The sequence below is a fragment of the Ensifer sp. ZNC0028 genome (assembly GCF_000799055.1).
Lineage (GTDB): Bacteria > Pseudomonadota > Alphaproteobacteria > Rhizobiales > Rhizobiaceae > Ensifer.
This window is the reverse complement of record NZ_JTLA01000073.1, coordinates 16,671-37,160: the sequence shown is the minus strand read 5'-3', so window position 1 is coordinate 37,160 and position 20,490 is coordinate 16,671. Positions and strand designations below refer to the sequence as shown.

20 protein-coding genes are annotated in these 20,490 nt (G+C 62.7%); 12 read left to right on the top strand and 8 right to left on the bottom strand.

Features of this window, described 5'->3' with window-relative positions:
* Positions 1-2: 2 nt before the first annotated feature.
* On the bottom strand, positions 3-707 hold the full coding sequence (locus L981_RS17530) for a Crp/Fnr family transcriptional regulator (protein ID WP_043618891.1): 705 nt from the start codon (positions 705-707) through the stop codon (positions 3-5).
* Between the two features lie 263 nt (positions 708-970).
* On the opposite strand from L981_RS17530, the gene L981_RS17525 reads away from it, so the two are divergent.
* Positions 971-1,393 carry a DoxX family protein gene (locus L981_RS17525; RefSeq protein ID WP_043618888.1) on the top strand — a complete coding sequence of 141 codons (423 nt, stop codon included), beginning with the start codon at positions 971-973 and terminating at the stop codon, positions 1,391-1,393.
* A 189-nt stretch (positions 1,394-1,582) separates the two neighbouring features.
* Here L981_RS17525 and L981_RS17520 read toward each other — a convergent pair whose 3' ends face one another.
* Together L981_RS17520 and L981_RS17515 are read right to left on the bottom strand one after the other, a co-directional pair.
* Positions 1,583-2,011: an RbsD/FucU family protein gene (locus L981_RS17520; protein WP_043618885.1), complete on the bottom strand. Its 429-nt coding sequence runs from the start codon at positions 2,009-2,011 to the stop codon at positions 1,583-1,585.
* Complete coding sequence (locus L981_RS17515; protein WP_043618879.1) at positions 2,011-3,243, bottom strand: ROK family transcriptional regulator; 1,233 nt, start codon at positions 3,241-3,243, stop codon at positions 2,011-2,013. The genes L981_RS17520 and L981_RS17515 overlap by 1 nt, the downstream gene beginning before the upstream one ends.
* Before the next feature lie 341 nt (positions 3,244-3,584).
* Here L981_RS17515 and L981_RS17510 point away from each other — a divergent pair, with 341 nt between their 5' ends.
* The 7 genes from L981_RS17510 (at position 3,585) to L981_RS17480 (ending at position 10,360) form a co-directional block, all read left to right on the top strand.
* Positions 3,585-4,610, top strand: a complete 1,026-nt coding sequence (locus L981_RS17510; protein ID WP_043618919.1) for a sugar ABC transporter substrate-binding protein — start codon at positions 3,585-3,587, stop codon at positions 4,608-4,610.
* A 201-nt stretch (positions 4,611-4,811) separates the two neighbouring features.
* Complete coding sequence (locus tag L981_RS17505; protein ID WP_043618877.1) at positions 4,812-5,897, top strand: ABC transporter permease; 1,086 nt, start codon at positions 4,812-4,814, stop codon at positions 5,895-5,897.
* Complete coding sequence (locus L981_RS17500; protein ID WP_043618874.1) at positions 5,897-6,679, top strand: ATP-binding cassette domain-containing protein; 783 nt, start codon at positions 5,897-5,899, stop codon at positions 6,677-6,679. Before L981_RS17505 ends, L981_RS17500 begins: the two co-directional genes overlap by 1 nt.
* Positions 6,676-7,296: a nucleoside triphosphate hydrolase gene (locus L981_RS17495; protein WP_043618871.1), complete on the top strand. Its 621-nt coding sequence runs from the start codon at positions 6,676-6,678 to the stop codon at positions 7,294-7,296. The genes L981_RS17500 and L981_RS17495 overlap by 4 nt, the downstream gene beginning before the upstream one ends.
* A 186-nt stretch (positions 7,297-7,482) precedes the next feature.
* Positions 7,483-8,520 carry a dihydroorotase gene (gene pyrC / locus L981_RS17490; RefSeq protein ID WP_043618869.1) on the top strand — a complete coding sequence of 346 codons (1,038 nt, stop codon included), beginning with the start codon at positions 7,483-7,485 and terminating at the stop codon, positions 8,518-8,520.
* 128 nt (positions 8,521-8,648) lie between these two features.
* On the top strand, positions 8,649-9,341 hold the full coding sequence (locus L981_RS17485; protein WP_043618867.1) for an orotate phosphoribosyltransferase: 693 nt from the start codon (positions 8,649-8,651) through the stop codon (positions 9,339-9,341).
* Positions 9,342-9,433: 92 nt separating this feature from the next.
* Complete coding sequence (locus tag L981_RS17480) at positions 9,434-10,360, top strand: carbohydrate kinase (RefSeq protein ID WP_043618865.1); 927 nt, start codon at positions 9,434-9,436, stop codon at positions 10,358-10,360.
* Positions 10,361-10,363: 3 nt separating this feature from the next.
* On the opposite strand, the gene L981_RS17475 is transcribed toward L981_RS17480, so the two are convergent.
* The 5 genes from L981_RS17475 to L981_RS17455 form a co-directional block, all read right to left on the bottom strand.
* Positions 10,364-10,576 (bottom strand): helix-turn-helix transcriptional regulator, encoded by a 213-nt coding sequence (locus L981_RS17475; protein WP_034797229.1) that lies wholly within the window; start codon positions 10,574-10,576, stop codon positions 10,364-10,366.
* Between the two features lie 3 nt (positions 10,577-10,579).
* Entirely contained in the window at positions 10,580-11,134 is a 555-nt protein-coding gene (locus L981_RS17470) for a DUF2975 domain-containing protein (RefSeq protein ID WP_043618863.1), read from the bottom strand.
* A gap of 135 nt (positions 11,135-11,269) precedes the next feature.
* On the bottom strand, positions 11,270-11,737 hold the full coding sequence (locus L981_RS17465; RefSeq protein WP_043618860.1) for a hypothetical protein: 468 nt from the start codon (positions 11,735-11,737) through the stop codon (positions 11,270-11,272).
* 159 nt (positions 11,738-11,896) lie between these two features.
* A complete protein-coding gene (gene pgi / locus L981_RS17460) occupies positions 11,897-13,522 on the bottom strand; it encodes a glucose-6-phosphate isomerase (RefSeq protein ID WP_043618857.1) in 1,626 nt (541 codons plus the stop codon).
* 138 nt (positions 13,523-13,660) lie between these two features.
* The gene (locus tag L981_RS17455) at positions 13,661-15,361 is read right to left on the bottom strand and encodes a long-chain fatty acid--CoA ligase (RefSeq protein ID WP_043618855.1); all 1,701 of its coding nucleotides are present in this window, start codon (positions 15,359-15,361) and stop codon (positions 13,661-13,663) included.
* A 339-nt stretch (positions 15,362-15,700) separates the two neighbouring features.
* On the opposite strand from L981_RS17455, the gene L981_RS17450 reads away from it, so the two are divergent.
* The 4 genes from L981_RS17450 to kdpA all read left to right on the top strand — a co-directional run bounded on the left by L981_RS17450 (position 15,701) and on the right by kdpA (position 20,481).
* The gene (locus tag L981_RS17450; protein ID WP_043618852.1) at positions 15,701-16,924 is read left to right on the top strand and encodes an MFS transporter; all 1,224 of its coding nucleotides are present in this window, start codon (positions 15,701-15,703) and stop codon (positions 16,922-16,924) included.
* Between the two features lie 188 nt (positions 16,925-17,112).
* A complete protein-coding gene (locus tag L981_RS17445) occupies positions 17,113-18,273 on the top strand; it encodes an AI-2E family transporter (RefSeq protein ID WP_043618916.1) in 1,161 nt (386 codons plus the stop codon).
* Between the two features lie 326 nt (positions 18,274-18,599).
* Positions 18,600-18,686, top strand: coding sequence for a K(+)-transporting ATPase subunit F (gene kdpF, locus L981_RS36035; RefSeq protein ID WP_043618850.1), 87 nt, complete (start codon positions 18,600-18,602; stop codon positions 18,684-18,686).
* An 85-nt stretch (positions 18,687-18,771) separates the two neighbouring features.
* Positions 18,772-20,481 (top strand): potassium-transporting ATPase subunit KdpA, encoded by a 1,710-nt coding sequence (gene kdpA / locus L981_RS17430; protein WP_043618847.1) that lies wholly within the window; start codon positions 18,772-18,774, stop codon positions 20,479-20,481.
* Positions 20,482-20,490: the final 9 nt, after the last annotated feature.

Here is a 20,490-nt window from a genome sequence, read left to right as displayed (position 1 = left end):
GTCTAGTCCTCCTCGGGGTCAGCGATGCTCTGCAAGCGGCCGACCTTGCAGGCGATGATGCCTTCGTTGCGCTTGATCGCGCCGCTTTCCTCCAGCCATTGGATGGCGCGGTTCACCTTTGGCCGGCTGGCGCCGAGCACGCCGGCGATATCCGTCTGGCTCATGGTCAGCCTTAGATTGGCGCTTTCCGGCAATTCGTTGCCGTGGATCTGCCGGAGCGTCGCGAGGAAGAAGCGCGCCACCCGGGCGTTGAGGTCGTAAAGCGCGATTGTTTCCAGCCGCTCGGTCGTATCGCGAAGCTGGGCGCAGAGAAAGCGGATGACCGCTTCGGCCGCTTCCGGGCGATTGGTGACGATATCGAGAAAGGCCTTCTTGCCGATCACATAGCCTTCGGACGCGGTCATGGTCGTCGCATCGGCCGAACGGGTCTGGCCGTCGAGCACGGCCATCTCGCCGAAGATCGCGCCGGCTTCGTGCTGGCGCAGCATGAGCTCGCGTCCCTGCGGCGTGATCAGCGACAGCTTGATGCGCCCGGAGATGACGACAATCATGTAATTGCCCTCGTCGCCGCGCTGGAAGATCACGGTGCCGGCCGGCCACTTCCGGTAGGTTGCGATATCCGCAAGCTCGGCAATCGTGCTCTTGTCGAATTCTTCAAAAATCGGAAACGAGCGCCAGAATGTCGGGCTCCGGTTGATTTCGTTCATGTCATGCCCCCGCGCGGCGTTCCCCAGCCGCGCCGAAATTCTTTGCCCAGCCGCTGCGTCCTTGCAACAGAAAAGAACGGCGCGCCGACGTTGTGGTTCCGCATTGCCTTGCAGTTCTGCGTCGAGAACCGGTCGGTAGAAGGTTGACGATGGGTCGTAGGCGTTTCATTTTTGTGAACGATCTGTCGCTTGCGGAGCGGCTAGATGATTTTGAGAATGCTGATACTTCTGTTGTCAACAACCGTTTCTCACAGGAGCCTTCCATGCCTCAGAATGTTGCCGTCCTCGTCGGACGCATCCTGCTTTCTATCATGTTCATCATGTCCGGTTTCAGCAAGCTGATGGATCCCTCGGGCACTGCCCAGATGATCACCGGCGCCGGCTGGCCGGCTCCGACCGTGCTTGCCTACCTCGCAGGTCTCTTCGAGCTTGTTGCCGGTCTCGCCGTCCTCGTCGGCTTCCAGACGAAGATTGCTGCCTATCTGCTCGCCGCCTTCAGCCTGGTCACCGCCTTTGCCTTCCACAGCGGCGCGATCAATGTTCCGAACTTCCCGCCGGAAGCCAATGGCCTGCTCACCGTCTTCAACGGCCTGATGATGATGAAGAACGTTGCGATCGCCGGCGGCTTCCTGGTGCTCGGCGCTTTCGGCCCCGGCGCGCTGTCGGTCGACAAGCGCGGCGCCTGAGGCTTGGTCTCACCGCAATAACAAAAGCCCGCCGTCCATCGGCGGGCTTTTTTGCGTTTGAACAGGGTCGGAGTGGGGTGCGTGCGGAAAGCCGCGCACACTTTTCCTCATCGCGTTCTCGGCGCGTTCGGTCTTTGATTTTCGCATGTCGTCATCGCAAAGCCGCTGCGCGCTCTTGCGCGACATGCTCTAGGGATAGATCACGCCCTTACGCAGGATGACATTGCCGTAAAGTCGAGGCTCGCTGGTCTGCACGACCGTATGGGCGGCTCTCACCCGCGGATAGAAATCGGCGCCGAGCAGGGGAACGATGTGGCGGTTCGGCTCGTGCCTGCCGCAGCACGCGATGATCTCCTGATGGACGGGGTCGAGCGCGTCCTTGTCCTGTTTGACCGTTGCCCGGAAGATCGCGTCGGCCACGAAATCGTCGATCGGCAAGATGCTCAAGATGGCGTCGAGCACCGGGATCAGCCCATGCCCGTCGAGCCGCACGAGCCGGCGCGCATGTTCCTGGCCGGGATAGTTGCCATCCACCAGCGCGATCTCGTCGCCGTGGCCCATCGCCCGCAGCGTTGCGAGCAGTTCGGGACTGAGGATCGGGTTTAGGCCTTTCAGCATCAGCCGAGCTCCTTGAAGAGGACATTGGTGTCGAGCAGGTAGCGGGAAAAGAGCGGCAGGCTCGCGCCGCCGATGGCGCGCGCGTGGCTGCCGACCATGCCTTCCACCAGTTCGGGAATGGTCACGCCCTGAAGGTCGAGGTCGTAGAGCGCCTTGCGCGTGGCGGAAAGCAGCCGCGTCCGCACCCAGGGCGGAAAGCCGCCGTCGATGACGACGGCGGAGAAGTCGACGATCGAGACGGCGGAGACGACGGCCTGGGCAAGAGCTGCGCCGCAGTCGTCGATCCAGATGTCGAGCGGCTCGCCGAAATCGATCCAGTCGTCGGCCGAATACCAAAGCGGTCGCGGATCGATGCCGCGCTCGCGCAGGAGGTTCTCGAGCACGAAGACCGAGGCGATCTTGAGGAGCTGGATGGTCTTGCCGTCCTTGCCCGAGACCGGCAGCGGGCCGACGGCGCCGGCTGTGCCGGTGCGTCCGGAAAAGAGCGCTGAGTTGAGGACGACGCCGCCGCCGATGAACGAGCCGATGTAGAAATAGACGAAATCCGGATAGCTGGCGCCGACGCCGAAGGCGAGTTCTGCGCCGCAGGCGCTGGTGCCGTCGTTCTGCAGGAAAACCGGATAGGTGGTGCGGGCCGCGACCGCCGCCTGCAGGTCGACGTCGCGCCACTTGTTCATCTCTTCGCGCGGCGCGCCCACTTCCTCCGCCCAGTTCCACAGCTCGAAGGGCGTGGCGATGCCGATGCCGGCAATGCGCTTGCGCTGGTCGGGGCCAAGCTGCTGCTCGAGCTTTGCCATGCCCGAAATGATGAAGTCGACGAGATCGCCGGGCAGCGGATAGGGGTGCACGTGGTGGAGATGCAGCCGGATGGTGCCGACGAAATCCATCAACACCAGATCGGCGCTGCGTCGGCCGATCTTGACGCCGAAGGAATAGACCGCGTCCGGATTGAGCCGCATCGGCGTCGAGGGCTGCCCGACCTTGCCTCTGACGGGATCGCCCTTGACCAGAAGGCCGTCGCTTTCGAGCGCCCGCATGATCACCGAAACGGTCTGCGCCGAAAGCCCGGAGCGCCGGGCAATGTCGGCCTTGGAGAGGCCGCCGTGGCGCCGGACAAGCGACATGACCAGCCGCTCGTTGTAGGCGCGCACACGCGTCTGGTTGGCGCCGCCACTCGGGTCGATGACTTCAGGTTGCGTCGGTCCCCTGTCGGGGCCGTCTGTCAGTGACATGCCACCGTCTCCTCCCGTTGGCATTGGATCATGTGCGCAGGATGCACGCGGAAACCGCATGGGGCATTCCCATCCCGTTCTGCTGCCCGCTTGGCGCAGGTCTCTTGTTTCCACTTGTCGCGGCTGTGTCAATTTGATCGGCGCGCCAATCCTCCGGTGGTGCGCCTTGATCCCAAGAATGCCACATCGAAATAATAATTCAATTTGATTTATTTATTGACACCCCGGAATTTTAGTGTTTGTTTTTATCTCGGAAGCGCCAATTGCAGCGGAGGAGAATGCTGCGCTGGCGTGGCCTGGGCCGGTCCGCCGGCACGATTTTCAATCCTTGGGAGGATTTCATGAAGAAGACTGTTCTTTCCGCCGCCTTTGGCGCGCTGTCGCTTGGCGTCGTCTTCGCCGAACCGGCACACGCTGCCGATGTCAGCGCCTGCCTGATTACCAAGACCGACACCAACCCCTTCTTCGTCAAGATGAAGGAAGGCGCCACCGCCAAGGCCAAGGAACTCGGCGTGGAGCTGAAGGCCTATGCCGGCAAGATCGACGGCGACCATGACAGCCAGGTGGCCGCCATCGAATCCTGCATCGCCGATGGCGCAAAGGGCATCCTGATTGCCGCCTCCGATACCAAGGCGATCGTCGATCAGGTCAAGAAGGCGCAGGAAGCCGGCCTGCTCGTGATCGCGCTCGACACCCCGCTCGATCCGGCGACCGCAGCCGATGCGACCTTTGCCACCGACAACCTGCTCGCCGGCAAGCTGATCGGCCAATGGGCTGCCGCCACCATGGGCGACGGCGCCAAGACCGCCAAGGTCGGCTTCCTCGACCTCACGCCGTCGCAGCCGACCGTCGACGTTCTGCGCGATCAGGGCTTCATGATGGGCTTCGGCATCGACCCGAAGGACCCGAACAAGATCGGCGACGAGGATGATCCGCGCATCGTCGGCCACGACGTCACCAACGGCAATGAGGAAGGCGGCCGCAAGGCGATGGAGAACCTTCTGCAGAAGGATCCCGATATCAACGTCATCCACACGATCAACGAGCCGGCCGCCGTCGGCGCCTACCAGGCGCTGAAGGCCGTGGGCAAGGAAAAAGACGTACTGATCGTGTCGGTCGACGGCGGTTGCCCCGGCGTCAAGTCGGTCGCCGAAGGCGTCATCGGCGCGACCTCGCAGCAGTACCCGCTGATGATGGCGGCGCTGGGCATCGAGGCGATCAAGAAGTTCGCCGACACCGGTGAAAAGCCGAAGCCGACCGAAGGCAAGGACTTCTTCGACACCGGCGTCTCGCTGGTTACCGACAAGCCGGCAGCCGGCGTCGAATCGATCGATACCAAGGTCGGCACGGAGAAGTGCTGGGGCTGATCGCCACCTCGCTTCGAACGTATGAGCCAGTCACCGAAGGGCGGCCCCGGCCGCCCTTCGCGTAAGCGCCGATGTCTTTGACAAGGCGAAGAAAACCGCGCAGCCTCTTGTAGGAGTGCTGATGCCCGCCCGAAGGCGGGCGGGCTGTGCACGAAGCAGCATCGCAACCCCTTGGGAGCGGGGTTCACGGGAGGAAGGTCCATGGGCGAGCCCAACACAGCCGCGCAGCCATCCCAGGAATTCGAAAAGGTCCTGGTCAACAGTTCGACGCAGGTCGCGTCGTTCGACACGCATGACAAGACAGCGGTCCAGAAGATCCAGCATTTCCTGCATTCGACGCCGGCCGCCGTGCCGTTCATCGTGCTGGTCGCGGCGATCCTGATTTTCGGCATCGCCATCGGGGGCAAGTTCTTCTCGTCCTACACCCTGACGCTCATCCTCCAGCAGATCGCCATCGTCGGTATCCTCGGCGCGGCGCAGACGCTGGTGATCCTGACCGCCGGCATCGACCTTTCGATCGGCGTGATCATGGTGCTTTCAGCCGTCATCATGGGCAATTGCGCCGTGACTTACGGGCTTCCCGCACCGATCGCCATCGCCATCGGATTTCTTGTCGGCGGCGCCTGCGGCTTCCTCAACGGTTTCCTCGTGTCCAGGGTAAAGCTGCCGCCGTTCATCGTGACGCTCGGCACCTGGTACGTGATCATGTCGACGAACTTCATCTATTCGGCGAACGAAACGATCCGCGAGGCTGATGTCACTGCTGTCACCCAGATGCTGCATGTCTTCGGCGTCAGCTTCAAGCTCGGTTCGGCAGTGCTGACGCTCGGCGTCATCACCATGGTCGCCCTGGTCTTCGGCCTCTGGTACGCGCTGAACCACACCGCCTGGGGCCGGCATCTCTATGCGGTCGGCGACGATCCGGAAGCGGCGAAGCTCTCGGGTATCCGCACCAGCCGCGTGCTTTTGAGCGCCTATACGCTGGCCGGCCTGATCGCGGCGCTTGCCGCCTGGGTTTCGATCGGCCGCAACGGCTCGATCTCGCCGTCTGCCGCCGTCACCGACTATAACCTCCAGGCCATTACCGCGGCCGTGATTGGCGGCATCTCGCTCTTCGGCGGACGTGGGTCGATCCTCGGGACGCTGATTGGCGCGATGATCGTCGGTGTCGTCTCCATGGGTCTCAACATGCTGGGCGCCGACCCGCAATGGAAGGTCTTCCTCACCGGCGTGCTGATCATCACCGCCGTCGCAATCGACCAATGGATCAGAAAGGTAGCAGGCTGATGGCCCAGGAACCCATTCTCACGGCGCGCGGTCTGGTCAAGCGTTACGGCCGTGTCACCGCTCTCGACCAAGCCGATTTCGATCTCTATCCCGGCGAAATTCTCGCCGTGATCGGTGACAACGGCGCCGGAAAATCCTCGATGATCAAGGCGATTTCGGGTGCGATCCATCCTGACGAAGGGGAGATCAAGCTCGAGGGGCAGACGGTCAACTTCCGGTCGCCGATGGACGCGCGCGCCGCCGGCATCGAGACGGTCTACCAGAACCTGGCGCTGTCGCCGGCACTGTCGATCGCCGACAACATGTTCCTCGGTCGCGAGATCCGTAAACCCGGGATCATGGGCAAGCTCTTCCGCACCCTCGATCGCTCGGCGATGGAACAGAAAGCACGGGCAAAGCTCTCCGAACTTGGACTGATGACCATCCAGAACATCAACCAGGCGGTGGAAACGCTCTCGGGCGGCCAGCGCCAGGGCGTTGCCGTGGCGCGCGCCGCGGCCTTCGGCTCCAAGGTGGTGATCATGGACGAACCGACCGCGGCACTCGGCGTCAAGGAGAGCCGGCGCGTGCTGGAGCTGATCCTCGACGTGCGCGCCCGCGGCCTGCCGATCGTCTTGATCTCGCACAACATGCCGCATGTGTTCGAGGTGGCCGACCGCATCCACGTGCACCGTCTCGGCAAGCGTCTCTGCGTCATCAATCCGAAGGAGCACACGATGTCGGATGCGGTTGCCTTCATGACCGGGGCGAAGGAGCCGCCGCGCGAGGCGCTTGCGGCATGAACGTCGAGCCGATCGCCAACGAAATCCTGAAACGGGCGGCCGGTGCCGCCCGCTTCGTCGTCGCCATCGCCGGGCCGCCCGGTGCCGGCAAGTCGACGCTGGCCGAGGCGCTGGCCGAAACCCTGGTTGCCGGCGGCGAAAAGGCGGCGGTGCTGCCGATGGACGGTTTCCACATGGACAATGCCGTTCTCGAGGAAAAAGGTCTGCTCCCTCGCAAGGGATCGCCGGAGACCTTCGACGTCAGGGCTTTTCTTTCGACGGTCGCAGCCGTCCGCGCCAATGACGGCGAGGTGTTGGTTCCGGTCTTCGACCGCTCGCGCGAGATCGCGATCGCCTCGGCCCGGATCGTTGCGCCCGAAACCCGCATCATCCTGGTGGAGGGCAATTACCTGCTGCTCGACGAGGCGCCTTGGACGAGGCTCGAAGGCGCCTTCGATTTCTCGATCTTCATCAACCCCGGCGTCGAGGAACTGGAGCGGCGGCTTCTAAAACGCTGGTACGATCACGGCTATGACGAGGAGGCGGCAAAGCGCAAGGCCCTTGGCAACGATATCCCGAACGCGCATCGGGTGGTGGAGCGTCAGCGGGCTGCCGATCTGGTGCTTGCGGATTTCTGAGCGATGGCCGGATTGCGGATTGTGTTTGCGGGCGCATTGGTGATATCGAGACGCGGTTCCACCACATGAGAAACCGCCCGTCACCCGCGCACCCGCCGGCTCGCAAAGCCGCGCGCGCGGATCGGGCGCGAGCCCGGGGCTGCGGTTTTCCGTCTGCGCCTGCTCTGACCTAGGAGAACGCTGACCATGCAAGACCTCGTTATCCGCCGCCCGGATGATTGGCACCTTCACCTGCGCGACGGCGACATGCTGAAGGGCGTCATTGCCGATACCAGCCGCCATTTCGCCCGCGCGATCATCATGCCCAACCTGGTGCCGCCGGTCGTCACCACCGCAGACGCCTCCGCCTATCGTGAACGCATCGTCTCGGCGATCCCGGCCGGGGATCGGTTCGAGCCGCTGATGACGCTCTACCTGACCGCAGGCACCAATCCCGACGACGTCGAGGCCGGCCACAACAGCGGCCTCGTCAAGGCGGTCAAGCTATACCCGGCAGGTGCGACGACCAACTCGCACAGCGGCGTGCGCAACATCGACGAGGCGATGCCGGTCTTGGAGCGCATGGCAAAGATCGGCCTGCCGCTCTGCGTGCATGGCGAAGTCACGAGCGCGGATGTCGATATCTTCGACCGCGAAGCCGTATTCATCGAGACCGTTCTCGACCCCTTGCGCAAGCGCCTGCCGGAATTGAAGGTGACGATGGAGCATGTCACCACCAAGGACGGCATCGACTACATCAAGGCGTCGAAAGCGAACCTTGCAGGTTCGATCACCACCCATCACCTGATCATCAACCGCAACGCCATTCTCGTTGGCGGGATCAAGCCGCATTATTACTGCCTGCCGGTCGCCAAGCGCGAGAACCACCGTCTCGCACTGCGCGCGGCCGCCGTCTCCGGCGACAAGCGTTTCTTCCTCGGCACGGACTCCGCACCGCACGTCGATCCGCTGAAGGAATGCGCCTGCGGCTGCGCCGGCATCTACACCTCGATCAACACCATGAGCTGCCTGGCGCATGTGTTCGAGGAGGAAAGCGCGCTCGACAAGCTCGAAGCCTTTGCCTCGCTGAACGGCCCCGCCTGGTACGGCCTGCCGGTGAACGAGGAAACGATCACGCTGCGCAAGCAGACCGAGGCCGTGACCTATCCGAAGAAGATCGAGACCGGCGCCGGTACGGTCACCGTTTTCGATCCGATGTTCCCGCTGCACTGGGCCGTCGTTTGATCGCAACTGCATAATTCCTTGGGTCGGATGGATCCAAAGGCAAAATTATGCAGCAGTTGAAGATGTTGCAGCGACCTTTGCGCGGCTGAACAGACGCGCGGCGCTGCAGAGAATTGAAGGAGAGTTTGATGTTTTCCAATGCGTTTACCGACAAGGCCGTCATGGCAGAGCTGGTCGCCAAGATGCTCTGGGAGATCAAGGCGGTGCATTTCAGCGCCGACAAGCCCTACAAGCTGTCGTCCGGCATGGCGAGCCCTGTCTATATCGACTGCCGCAAGCTGATTTCCTATCCGCGCATCCGCTCGGCGGTGATGGATTTTGCCGCGGCATCGATCCTGCGCGAAGCCGGTTTTGAGAAGTTCGACGTGGTCGCAGGCGGTGAAACGGCGGGTATTCCCTTCGCCGCGATGCTCGCCGAACGTCTCGGCCTACCGATGATCTATGTGCGCAAGGCGCCCAAGGGCCACGGCCGCAATGCCCAGATCGAGGGCCATATGCCGGAAGGCGCCCGTGTCCTCGTCATCGAGGACCTGACGACGGCCGGCGGCTCGATGTTCAAGTTCATCGACGCCATCCGTGCGGCCGGCGGCATCGTCGACCATGGCATCGCACTCTTCTACTACGACATCTTCCCGGAAGCGGTCGGCGAGATGAAGGGCAAGGGCGTCGACCTGCACTGGATCGCCACCTGGCGCAACGTGCTTGCGGTCGCCCGCGAGCAGAAGCTGTTCGACGAAAAGACGCTCGGTGAGGTCGAGGCCTTCCTCAACGCGCCGCTCGCCTGGTCGGGCCGAAACGGCGGCGTCAGCGCCCTGGCGTAATCTTTGGCGCGGCCCCGGTTCTGCCGGGGCCGCGCAGCGTCTTGAGCTACATTTTTTTAATCGATTGAAAATCTGTCGAGGAGGATAAGCCGATGATCGTATGCTGCGGAGAAGCGCTGATCGACATGCTGCCGCGGGACACGACCGCGGGCGAGAGCGCCTTTGCGCCCTATGCCGGCGGCGCGATCTTCAACACGGCGATCGCCCTTGGCCGTCTCGGCATCCAGACCGGCTTCTTTACCGGCCTCTCCGACGACATGTTCGGCGATATCCTGCGCGAAACGCTGAAGGCGGCCAATGTCGATTTCGGTCCCTGCGCGACGCTGCCGCTGCACACGACGCTCGCCTTCGTCAAGCTGGTCAACGGCCACGCAAGCTACGCCTTCTTCGACGAAAACACTGCCGGGCGCATGATCACGTCAGAGCACCTGCCGGCGCTTGGCGACTTCTGCGAGGCGCTGCACTTCGGCGCGATCAGCCTGATCCCTGAGCCCTGCGGCTCGACCTATGAGGCGCTGATGACGCGCGAGCATGAAAAGCGGGTGATTTCCTTCGACCCGAACATCCGGCCCGGCTTCATCAAGGACAGGGAAGCGCACCTCGCCCGCATGAACCGCATGGCGGCGATGTCCGATATCATCAAGTTCTCGGACGAGGACCTCGCCTGGTTCGGCATGGAGGGAAGCCACGACGATCTCGCCGCCGAATGGCTGAGACGCGGCCCGAAGCTGGTGCTGATCACCAAGGGCGCCGATGGCGCCGTCGGCTACACCGCCCGCCACAAGGTCGAAGTGGCCGGTGAGCGGGTGACCGTGGTCGATACCGTTGGCGCCGGCGACACCTTCGATGCCGGCGTACTGGCATCGCTGAAACTGGCCGGCCTCCTGAGCAAGGCGGATGTTGCAGATCTCACTGAGACCGCCGTCCGCAATGCGCTGGCGCTCGGCGCCAAGGCGGCGGCGGTTACCGTCTCGCGCGCCGGTGCCAACCCGCCATGGAAGCACGAAATCGGTCGTTGATCGTCAGTCCGGGTCCGGGCGGTACTCCAGGATATCGCCCGGCTGGCAGTCGAGGGCTGCGCAGATCTTTTCCAGCGTGTCGAAGCGCACGCCCTTCACTTTTCCGGATTTCAGCAGCGAGATGTTCTGCTCGGTGATCCCCACCTGCTCGGCAAGGTCGCGTGAGCGAACCTTGCGTTTCGCCAGCATCACATCGAGATTGACGACGATCGGCATGCTTTAGACGAAGCTCCTGTTCTCCGCTTCGATCCCCGACGCGATGACCATGACGTGGCCCAGTCCGACCACCAGGCCCGCCATCAATAGCACGATCATCGTGCCGCCATTGATGTCGAACATTACCGCATGCCCCGTGGTACCCGGGTTGTCGTAGGTGACGGCCAATATGCCGATCCCATTGCCGACGGTCATGCACAGCGAACCGAAAAGGGCGGTGAGGCCCACCCGCCGCAATAGCACGCCATTACGGCCGGACAGGATCTCGCCGCGCTGGAAGCTGTCGAAAAGCTGCCAGGCGAATGCCAGGCCGGCAATGACGAGCGCGTTGTTGAGCGCGGCCAGGAAGACGACGGTCCCGATGGCGCGATAGGACAGCGTGATCACCTCGACACGGGGGAAGACGATGTCGCGAACGCCCTGTTCGAAGCCTTGCCGGTCGAAGAAGATCTGCCAATGGGTGTAGACGACCGCCGAACAGAACAACGCGCCGCACAAAATGATCATGAGTTTCATCAAGCGGCTGAGCTTGCGCAGCCTCTCGGCGGAGTGCGTCATGAAAAATCCTTTATCGTTCTGCTTGTATTTTTATCGTAAAACAATAAATAATTGCCGTCAATTGTGATCTTGGTTTGTGACGAGGCTGAACGAGCACGGGCGGCCTCGCCCTCTCAGGCACAAGGGAGGCACGCCCTAGGAGCGAATTGCCCAGGCCGCTGCAGCGGCATCGAACCTGAATTTTGCAGAGTCCTGGATCGAAGACATGATGCAGAGCATAGAGTCGATCTTGTTCATCTGACTGATGAGTTCGAGATATCTCGCTTGCTCATCCGAATTGAGCTGCTCCGCGTTCTCCATGATCCAAGGGATAATTTCGCGAGAGGCCTCTTCCGGTGGCGTGTCCTTTGCCGTCAGCATCATTGACCGCGTGAATGTCCGCGCCGCCAGTGTTTTGACCGGTCGCGTACTGTGGCGGAACTGCATGCTCGTCAGTGGGCATCCCTCCATCGCCCGTTCGACGTGGGACTGAACGAGATCGGGGCTCTCTTCGAAGAGGGAAACATAGGTCGCGGCAAAAGGCGTCTTGTCATCATTCGAGATGACATAGGCGCCTGAAGCGCCTGTCGCCAAAAGTGCGGCCGCAAGGATAGCTATACGCATCAACACTCTCCGTTGCGCGCACAACTACAGGTAAATGCCATAAGAATCGGCTAAGAAATAATGCTGCCTTTGATTGTGCGTCTGCCAAGGCCCGTGGCCCGGTGCGCCGAAAGGCTGCGCGGAAGGCGCGATCTGCACCCTCCGCGCTCAGCGTTTGGTTTAACGGGCCGCCTTCAGCAGTGCTGCCACCAACCCTGCCGTGGACGAGTCGTGACCTTCGGCACTTTCCTTGCCTTCGACGACCGGAAGCAGGCCGGTCGCCAGTTCCTTGCCGAGTTCGACGCCCCACTGGTCGAAGGAGTTGATGTTGAAGAGCGCACCCTCGACGAAGACGCGGTGCTCGTAAAGCGCGATCAGGCGACCGAGCGCGAAGGGGTCGAGCTGGTCGTAGACGATCGTCAGCGACGGGCGGTTGCCGGAAAAGACGCGGTGCGGGGCAATCTTGTCGGCCTTGGCGTCTGCCATGCCCTTGGCGGTCAGCTGTGCCTTGGCTTCCGCGAGCGTGCGGCCCTTCATCAGCGCTTCCGACTGGGCCAGGCAATTGGCGATCAAAAGCTCGTGTTGGTGACGCAGGTTCTTTTCATGGCCGTTGGCGGCGATCATGAACTCGGCCGGAATGACGTCGGTGCCCTGATGGATCAACTGGTAGAAGGCGTGCTGTCCATTGGTGCCGGGCTCGCCCCAAACGACCGGGCCTGTCGAATACTCGACCGGTGTGCTGTCGAGCGTCACCGCCTTGCCGTTCGATTCCATGTCGAGCTGCTGCAGGTAGGCGGGGAAGCGCGACAGGCGCTGGTCGTAGGGCAGGATCGCGCGCGAGGGATAGCCGAGCACATTGCGGTGGTAGAAGCCGAGGAGGCCGAGCAGGACCGGAATGTTCTCACGGATCGGGGCGGTGCGGAAATGTTCGTCGATGGCATGGCCGCCATCGAGGAAGCGGCCGAAATTCTCCTTGCCGACCGCGATCATCAGCGGCAGGCCGATCGCCGACCAGATCGAGTAGCGCCCACCGACCCAATCCCAGAAGCCGAAGACGCGGGCCTGGTCGATGCCGAAGGCGGCGACCTTGTCGAGCGCGGTCGAAACGGCAGCGAAGTGATGGCCGACGGCGGCCTCGCCGAGCTTGCCGGCGATGAAGGCGCGGGCGGTCGCCGCATTGGTCATCGTCTCGATGGTGGTGAAGGTCTTCGAGGCGATGATGAAGAGCGATGTTTCCGGATCGATCAGCTTCAGCGTATCGGCGATATGGGCGCCATCGATGTTGGAAACGAAGTGCAGCCGCGGGCCGTCGTGGAAGGGCGCAAGTGCCAACGTCGCCATGACAGGGCCGAGGTCGGAGCCGCCGATACCGATGTTGACGACGTCGGTGATCTTCTTGCCGGTCGCACCTTTCAGCGCGCCCGAGCGGATGCCGTCGGCAAACGCGCCCATGGCGGCAAGCACGCCGTTGACGTCGGGCATCACGTCCTTGCCGTCGACGAGGATCGGGCGGTTGCTGCGGTTGCGCAGCGCCGTGTGCAGCACGGCGCGCTCCTCGGTGATGTTGATGATATCGCCGCGGAACATGGCGTCCCGCTTCTCCTCGACCTTGGCGGCCTTGGCGAGTGCTTCGAGCCCATCAATCACCTTGTCGTTGACGGCGCATTTCGAATAGTCGAGCAGCAGGTCGCCGAGTGTGGTGCTGAAGCGCTTGAAGCGCTCGGCATCGCTGGCGAAGGCGGCGCGGATATCGGTTGCGTTGGTCTCAGAGGCGGTTGCTTTGAGTTGGTCGACAAGCGCTTTCATCGCAGGGCTCCTTGGTCGGACAGGGTGTCGGACAATCGCCTGCGTAGCTATTCGCTTTAGGCCGTTCAAATCAAGCCCGCAAAACCGCCGAAGTGGCGGTTTTCAGGATTTTTTAAATCGTTTGAATTTTGGAGTAGTTTACCCGCGCAGGTCCTTGCGCAGGATCTTGCCGACATTGGTCTTCGGCAGTTCGGTACGGAATTCGACGAAACGCGGGCGCTTGTAGTTGGTGAGGTTGGCGGCGCAGTGGCGCTTGACCTCTTCTTCCGTCAGTGCCGCGTCCCTCTTGACCACGAAGAGCTTCACCGCTTCGCCGGAATGCTCGTCCGGAATGCCGATCGCCGCGCATTCGAGAATGCCCGGATGGGTCATCGCCACTTCCTCGATCTCGTTCGGGAAGACGTTGAAGCCCGATACCAGGATCATGTCCTTCTTGCGGTCGACGATCTTGACCAGGCCGTCCGCGTTCATGAAGCCGATGTCGCCCGAGCGGAAGAAGCCGTCGGGCGAGATCGCCTTGGCGGTTTCATCCGGCCGCTGCCAGTAGCCCGACATCACCTGCGGGCCGCGAATGCAGATCTCGCCAACTTCGCCGATCGCCAGCGTGTTGCCCAGATCGTCGCGGATCTCGACGTCGGTGGAGGGGATCGGCATGCCGATCGTGCCGGTGAACTCGGTGGCGTCGAGGATGTTGGCCGTTGCCACCGGCGACGTCTCCGACAGGCCGTAGCCTTCGGCGATCGAGCACCCGGTCATCTGCTTCCAGCGTTCGGCAACCGGGCGCTGGATCGCCATGCCGCCGCCAAAGGTCAGCATCAGCGACGAGAAGTCGAGCTTCTGGAACTCGGCATTGTTCATCAATGCGTTGAACAACGTGTTGAGGCCGGGGAAGATGTTGGTCTTGTACTTGCCGAGTTCCTTGACGAAGCCCGGAATGTCGCGCGGATTGGGGATCAGGATGTTGTTGCCGCCGGTCGCAAGTCCCATCAGCGAATTCACCGTCAGTGCGAAGATGTGATAGAGCGGCAGCGCGCACATGAAGACGAGGTTGTCCGGGCGAGCGCGCGAGCGGAACGCCGTCTGGAACCAGATCTCCATCTGCGCCATGTTCGACAAAAGGTTCGAATGGGTGAGCGTCGCGCCCTTCGAAACCCCCGTGGTGCCGCCGGTATACTGCAGGAAGGCGACGTCGCTCGGAACAACATTCGGCTTCGTCAATTTGGCTCGTCCGCCCTTGGCAAGCGCGTTTCTGAACGAGAGGTGGCCAGGGATCGACCAAGCAGGAACCAGCTTCTTGACGCGACGGACCACCAGATTGACGATGGCACCCTTGAGGCCGAGCATGTCGCCCATCGTGGCGACGACGACGTGCTTGACGGAGGTCTTGTCTGCCACCTGCTGCACCGTGTGCGCGAAATTCTCGAGAACGAAGATCGCCTTGGCGCCGGAGTCGACGAGCTGGTGCTGCAACTCGCGCGGCGTATAGAGCGGATTGACGTTTACGACGGTAAAGCCGGCTCTCAAGATGCCGTAAACGATGACGGGGTTCTGCAGGATGTTGGGCATCATCACGGCGACACGGTCGCCCTTGGAGAGCCCGATCGACTGCAGCCAGGCACCGATCCTGGCGGATTCGGCATTGAGGTCGGCAAAGGTCAGCGTCTTGCCCATGCAGGTGAAGGCTGGGCGGGTCGAATAGCGGGCGACGGCGTGATCGAAAAATTCGCCGATCGATCTGTAGGGCAGGGGGCCGATTTCGGCTGCTATGCCGGGTGGATAGGATTTCAGCCAGATCTTGCCTGGGCTGGTACCCGTTTGTTGTGCGCTGACTTCCACCATGACCTCTCTCCCTCTGGTCGCCACAGGCTGGCCTGCTCGCGGCCTGAGAAAACCCCTCCCGATCTCCTCATGCCGATGAAGATGATGCTTTTGACACACCTCTTCAAGCTGAGATTCGGGATTATATAACTTTGACGTAAACGTCAACTGAACTTACGGTTAACAGGCGCGGACTGCGCCCTCGAAAAAGTATGACGAGAGCCGTAAAAGCTTTGCCTGCCAAGGCAAAACACTGTATTGCATTGCAGCATATCCCTGTTGGTCCGATCCAACATCCGCCGACATATTCCCCAGTTTATTCTCCGGTCCACTCGGTCCGGACGACGCAGGCCATTGCTCATGTGTGACGAAGCTTACTCCTCCGCCGTCGAGCCGCGCCGTGCCCGTGTGTCTGCTGCCGAAGTGGCGCTCGCCGTCGGCGGCTTTGGCATCGGCACCGGCGAGTTCGCGATCATGGGTCTTTTGCCGCAGGTCGCCGAGGATGTTGCCGTTTCTGTGCCGCGGGCAGGGGCCGTGATCAGCGCCTATGCGCTCGGCGTCGTCGTCGGCGCGCCCTTGATCGCGGTGCTTGCCGCCCGCTTCTCCCGCTTCCGCGTGCTTCTCGCGCTGATGCTGATTTTTGCCGTCGGCAATTTCGCGAGCGCGATCGCGCCGGATTTCTACACGCTGATCGCCGCGCGCTTCTTCGCCGGCCTGCCGCATGGTGCCTATTTTGGCGTCGCGGCCCTGGTGGCCGCCGGTCTCGCTGCGCCGAACCAGCGGGCCCGTGCCGTTGGCCGGGTGATGATGGGCCTGACGATCGCCACCCTCTTCGGCACGCCGCTCGTCGCGTGGTTCGGGCAGGCGCTCGGCTGGCGTTCCGCTTTCGCCATCGTCGGCGGCATCAGTCTTTTGACCGTGGCGCTGACCTTCGTCCATGTGCCGCGCGACAAGGGCAATCCGAAGGCGACGCCGCTTCGTGAGCTGGGTGCGCTTGGCAAGCTGCAGGTCTGGCTGATGCTCGGCATCTGCGCCATCGGCTGTGGCGGCATGTTCGCCGTCTTCAGCTACATTACCCCGGCGCTGACCGAGGTCGCGGGTGTATCGCTTGCCAACGTGCCGATCATGCTGTCGGTTTTCGGCGCTGGCATGATCCTCGGCAATATCGTCGGTGCCCGGCTTGCCGATTGGGCGTTGCTGCCGGCGATCGGCATCGCCATCGTCTTCAACATTTTCGCCTACGTGCTCTTCTACTTCACCATGGGCAATCCGTGGATCGCCATCGTCAACGTGCTCTTCATCGGCGGCGGCTTTGCCGTCGTTCCCGGCGTGCAGACGCGGCTGATGGATGTCGCCGGCGAGGCCCAGACGCTGGCCGCCGCCCTTAGCCACTCCGCCTTCAATCTTGCCAATGCGCTTGGCGCCTGGCTCGGTGGTGTTTCGATCGCCGCCGGTTACGGCTGGACCTCCACCGGTCTCGTCGGCGCCGTTCTCGGCGTCGCCGGCTTCGGCATCTTTCTCGCTTCAGTCTTCGTCGATCGCGCACAGCCTGCGCGTATGGCTGCAAAACCTGCGGCGGAATGACCGGCTTTATCGAAAGAAAGCCAGGGGCTCTTGAACCCTCCTAAATTTTTCTGTCATGTCCCGCCGCTAGCGTCGACCACGGCCCTGAAACTACCGTAAAGCAGGGGCAAAGGGGCGGCGCGCGGCGCTAGACAGGCTGGCAAGGCCTCGGGTTTGTTGTAAAGTCGTCGAAAGACGGAGGATCATTGGTGCAATTGGGCAATCGTGAACGAGAGAATTTTGCCGTGGAGCCGCGGCTCCTTGGGCAAACCGCTATTTCACGCCATGCCCTTGTCGGCCCCATGACCGCTGCCCGCTGGATGCTGGTCTTCGTTCTGCTTGCCGGCGTCTACTTCTTCCATGGTTTCGTCGTTCCGGTTCTGGCCGCCGTCGTCATCGGTTTTGCCAGCTGGCCGATCTATCGCCGGCTGCTCGCCGGTGTGAACGGCAACCGGACGCTGGCCGCCACCATCGCGATCGTCTGCGTCATTTCCTTCATCGTCGTGCCGATCTCGATCGCTGCCGTCTATGCGGTCGACGAGGTGCGCGACTGGGTCGTCTGGGCGGTCGAGACCAATGCCAATGGTGCCGTGGTGCCCGCCTGGCTGTCTGGTATCCCGGTTGCCGGCGCCTGGCTCGGCGAACAATGGGTCAAGCATATCGGCCATCCGGGTGCGCTCGGCGAACTCGTCCAGCTCGTCAGCGGCTCCAACATCGGCAATATCTACCGCGGCGTCCTGGTCGTGGGCGCGTCGACTTTCCATGCCTTCCTGACGCTGCTGTTCATGATGATCACGCTGTTCTTCGTCTATCGCGATGGCCAGTCCTTCTCCGGTCAGCTCGACAAGCTCGGCGAGCGCATCTTCCCGATGCGCTGGGAGCGGCTGTCGCGGGTCGTGCCGCTGACGATCAGCTCGACGGTGACCGGCATGGGCATCATCGCCATCGGCGAGGGCATCGTGCTCGGCGTCGCCTACTGGCTTGCCGGCGTACCGTCGCCGGTCACGCTTGGCATCATCACCGGCCTGATGGCGCTGATCCCGGGCGGCGCGCCGCTCTGCTTCACGCTGGTCTCGGTCTATCTCGTCGCCAGCGGCTCGCCCGTTCACGGCCTGGCGCTGTTCACCTGGGGTACGACCGAACTCTTCATCGTCGACAAGACACTGCGCCCGCGCCTCGTCGGCGGCCCGATCAAGCTTCCCTTCCTGCCGACCTTCTTCGGCCTCGTCGGCGGCGTGAAGACCATGGGCTTCCTCGGCCTCTTCGTCGGCCCGGTGCTGATGGCGCTGCTCGTTGCCATCTGGCGCGAGTGGATGCGCGAAGTCACCGCGCCCACCGAAACGAGCGTGAACCACATCATCAAGGGCTAGGCGTCACGCCAAGCCGGCGGTCGCGGACGTGCGGTCGCCCTTAATCTGTTCGGCATCTCGCTGATAGGCCGATACCGACCGGATCCCGCGCTTATCGAGATCGTATTCCGCCTTCGGTAGCGGACCCTGGCGGGCGTCTTTATCTTTTCCTTATGCCGCCTTCCGACCATCGCAATCGATAATTGACCCGTTGCGGATGCACACTTCGGACCTCAACAGTCCGGAGAATTTGCATGTCCGATGTTCTTTTTCTTGCCGCCGGCATCGGCGGCTTTGTCGTGTTCGCGCTTTATGCGCGCGCGCTGAGCCGGCTTTAGGAGGGCGTCATGTTTGAAGCCCTGCTCGGTCTTGCCGTCGCTGTCGCGCTTGCGGCCTACCTCGTCGTCACCCTCGTTCGCCCGGAACGGTTCTGACCCGGTCGACGGGATCGGACCCGTTGGCCGTTCGCATCAGCCGGGCGCCGTCGCGCCGTCCGGCCGCCCTTAGCGGAGTAATCTCATGTCTATCATCGGGTGGCTGCAGATCAGCCTCCTCTTCATCGCCGTCCTGATCGTCATCAAGCCGTTGGGGCTTTACATGGCGCGGGTCTTCTCCGGTGAACGCAACGTCTTTTCGCCCGTCCTCGGCCCCGTCGAGCGCGGCCTTTATCTTGCCGCCGGCGTCGATCCGAAGAAGGAGCAGGGTTGGCTCGCCTATACGATGTCGATGCTTGCCTTCAGCCTCGCGGGCTTCGTCTCGCTCTACGCGATCCTCCGGCTGCAGGCCTATCTGCCGATGAACCCGCAAGGTTTCTCGGGCATGCCGTCCGACCTCGCCTTCAACACGGCGGTCAGCTTCGTCACCAACACCAACTGGCAGAACTACGGCGGCGAAACCACGCTCAGCCATTTCAGCCAGATGGCCGGGCTCACGGTGCATAATTTCGTCTCGGCTGCGACCGGCATCGCCATGGCGCTTGCCGTCACCCGCGCCTTCGCCCGCTCGAACGCCTCGACCGTCGGCAATTTCTGGGTCGATCTCACCCGCTCGACGCTTTATGTGCTCCTGCCGATCGCCGTCGTCATGGCGCTTGCCATGGTTTGGAGCGGCCTGCCGCAGACCTTCCACGCCGATCTTACTGCAACGACGCTCGAAGGCGCCAAGCAGACGATCTCAGTCGGCCCGGTCGCAAGCCAGGAAGCGATCAAGCAGCTCGGCACCAATGGCGGCGGCTTCTTCAACGTCAACGCCGCCCATCCGTTCGAAAACCCGACGGCCTTCTCCAACTATCTCAACATCTTCTCGATGCTGTCTATCTCGGCGGCGCTCGTCTACACCTTCGGCCAGATGGTCGGCAACCGCCGCCAGGGCTGGGCCTTCATCGCCGTCACCGGCATCCTGCTGATCTCCGGCGTCGCGGTCGTCTACTGGGCTGAAGCCCAGGGCAACCCGATCCTGACCGCCCTTGGCCTCGATGCCGCCCAGGGCAACATGGAGGGCAAGGAGGTTCGCTTCGGCCAGGCGATGACGGCGCTCTATGCGGCTGTCACGACGGGCCTGTCGGATGGCGGCGTCAACGGCATGCACGGCTCGCTGACGGGCCTCGGCGGTCTCGTGCCGATGTTCCTGATGCAGCTTGGCGAAGTCCTGCCGGGCGGTGTCGGTTCCGGTCTCTACGGCATGGTCGTCTTTGCAATCCTCGCCGTCTTCGTTGCCGGCCTGATGGTCGGCCGTACACCGGAACTGCTCGGCAAGAAGATCGAAAGCCGCGAGATGAAATACGCGATGTTCGCCGTCCTCATCCTGCCGGCAACGATCCTCGGCTTTGCCGCCGTCTCCGCGATGCTGCCCTTTGCCGTCGCCAGCATCGGCACGGCGGGTCCGCATGGCCTGTCGGAAATCCTCTATGCCTTCACGTCGGCGGCCGGCAACAACGGCTCGGCTTTCGGCGGGCTCACCGGCAACACGCCCTGGTACAACACGACGCTTGGGTTCGCGATGCTGCTCGGCCGCTTCGCCTATGCCGTTCCGGTGATGGCGATCGCCGGCTCGATCGCGGTCAAGACCCGCGTACCGGCCTCCAAGGGTACCTTCCCGACCGACACGCCGCTCTTCGTCGGCCTGCTCGTCGGCATCATCCTCATTCTCGGCGGGCTGCAGTTCTTCCCGGCGCTCGCGCTCGGTCCCATCGTCGAGCATCTCTCGATGCTTGCCGGTCAGACCTTCTAAAGGAATTCG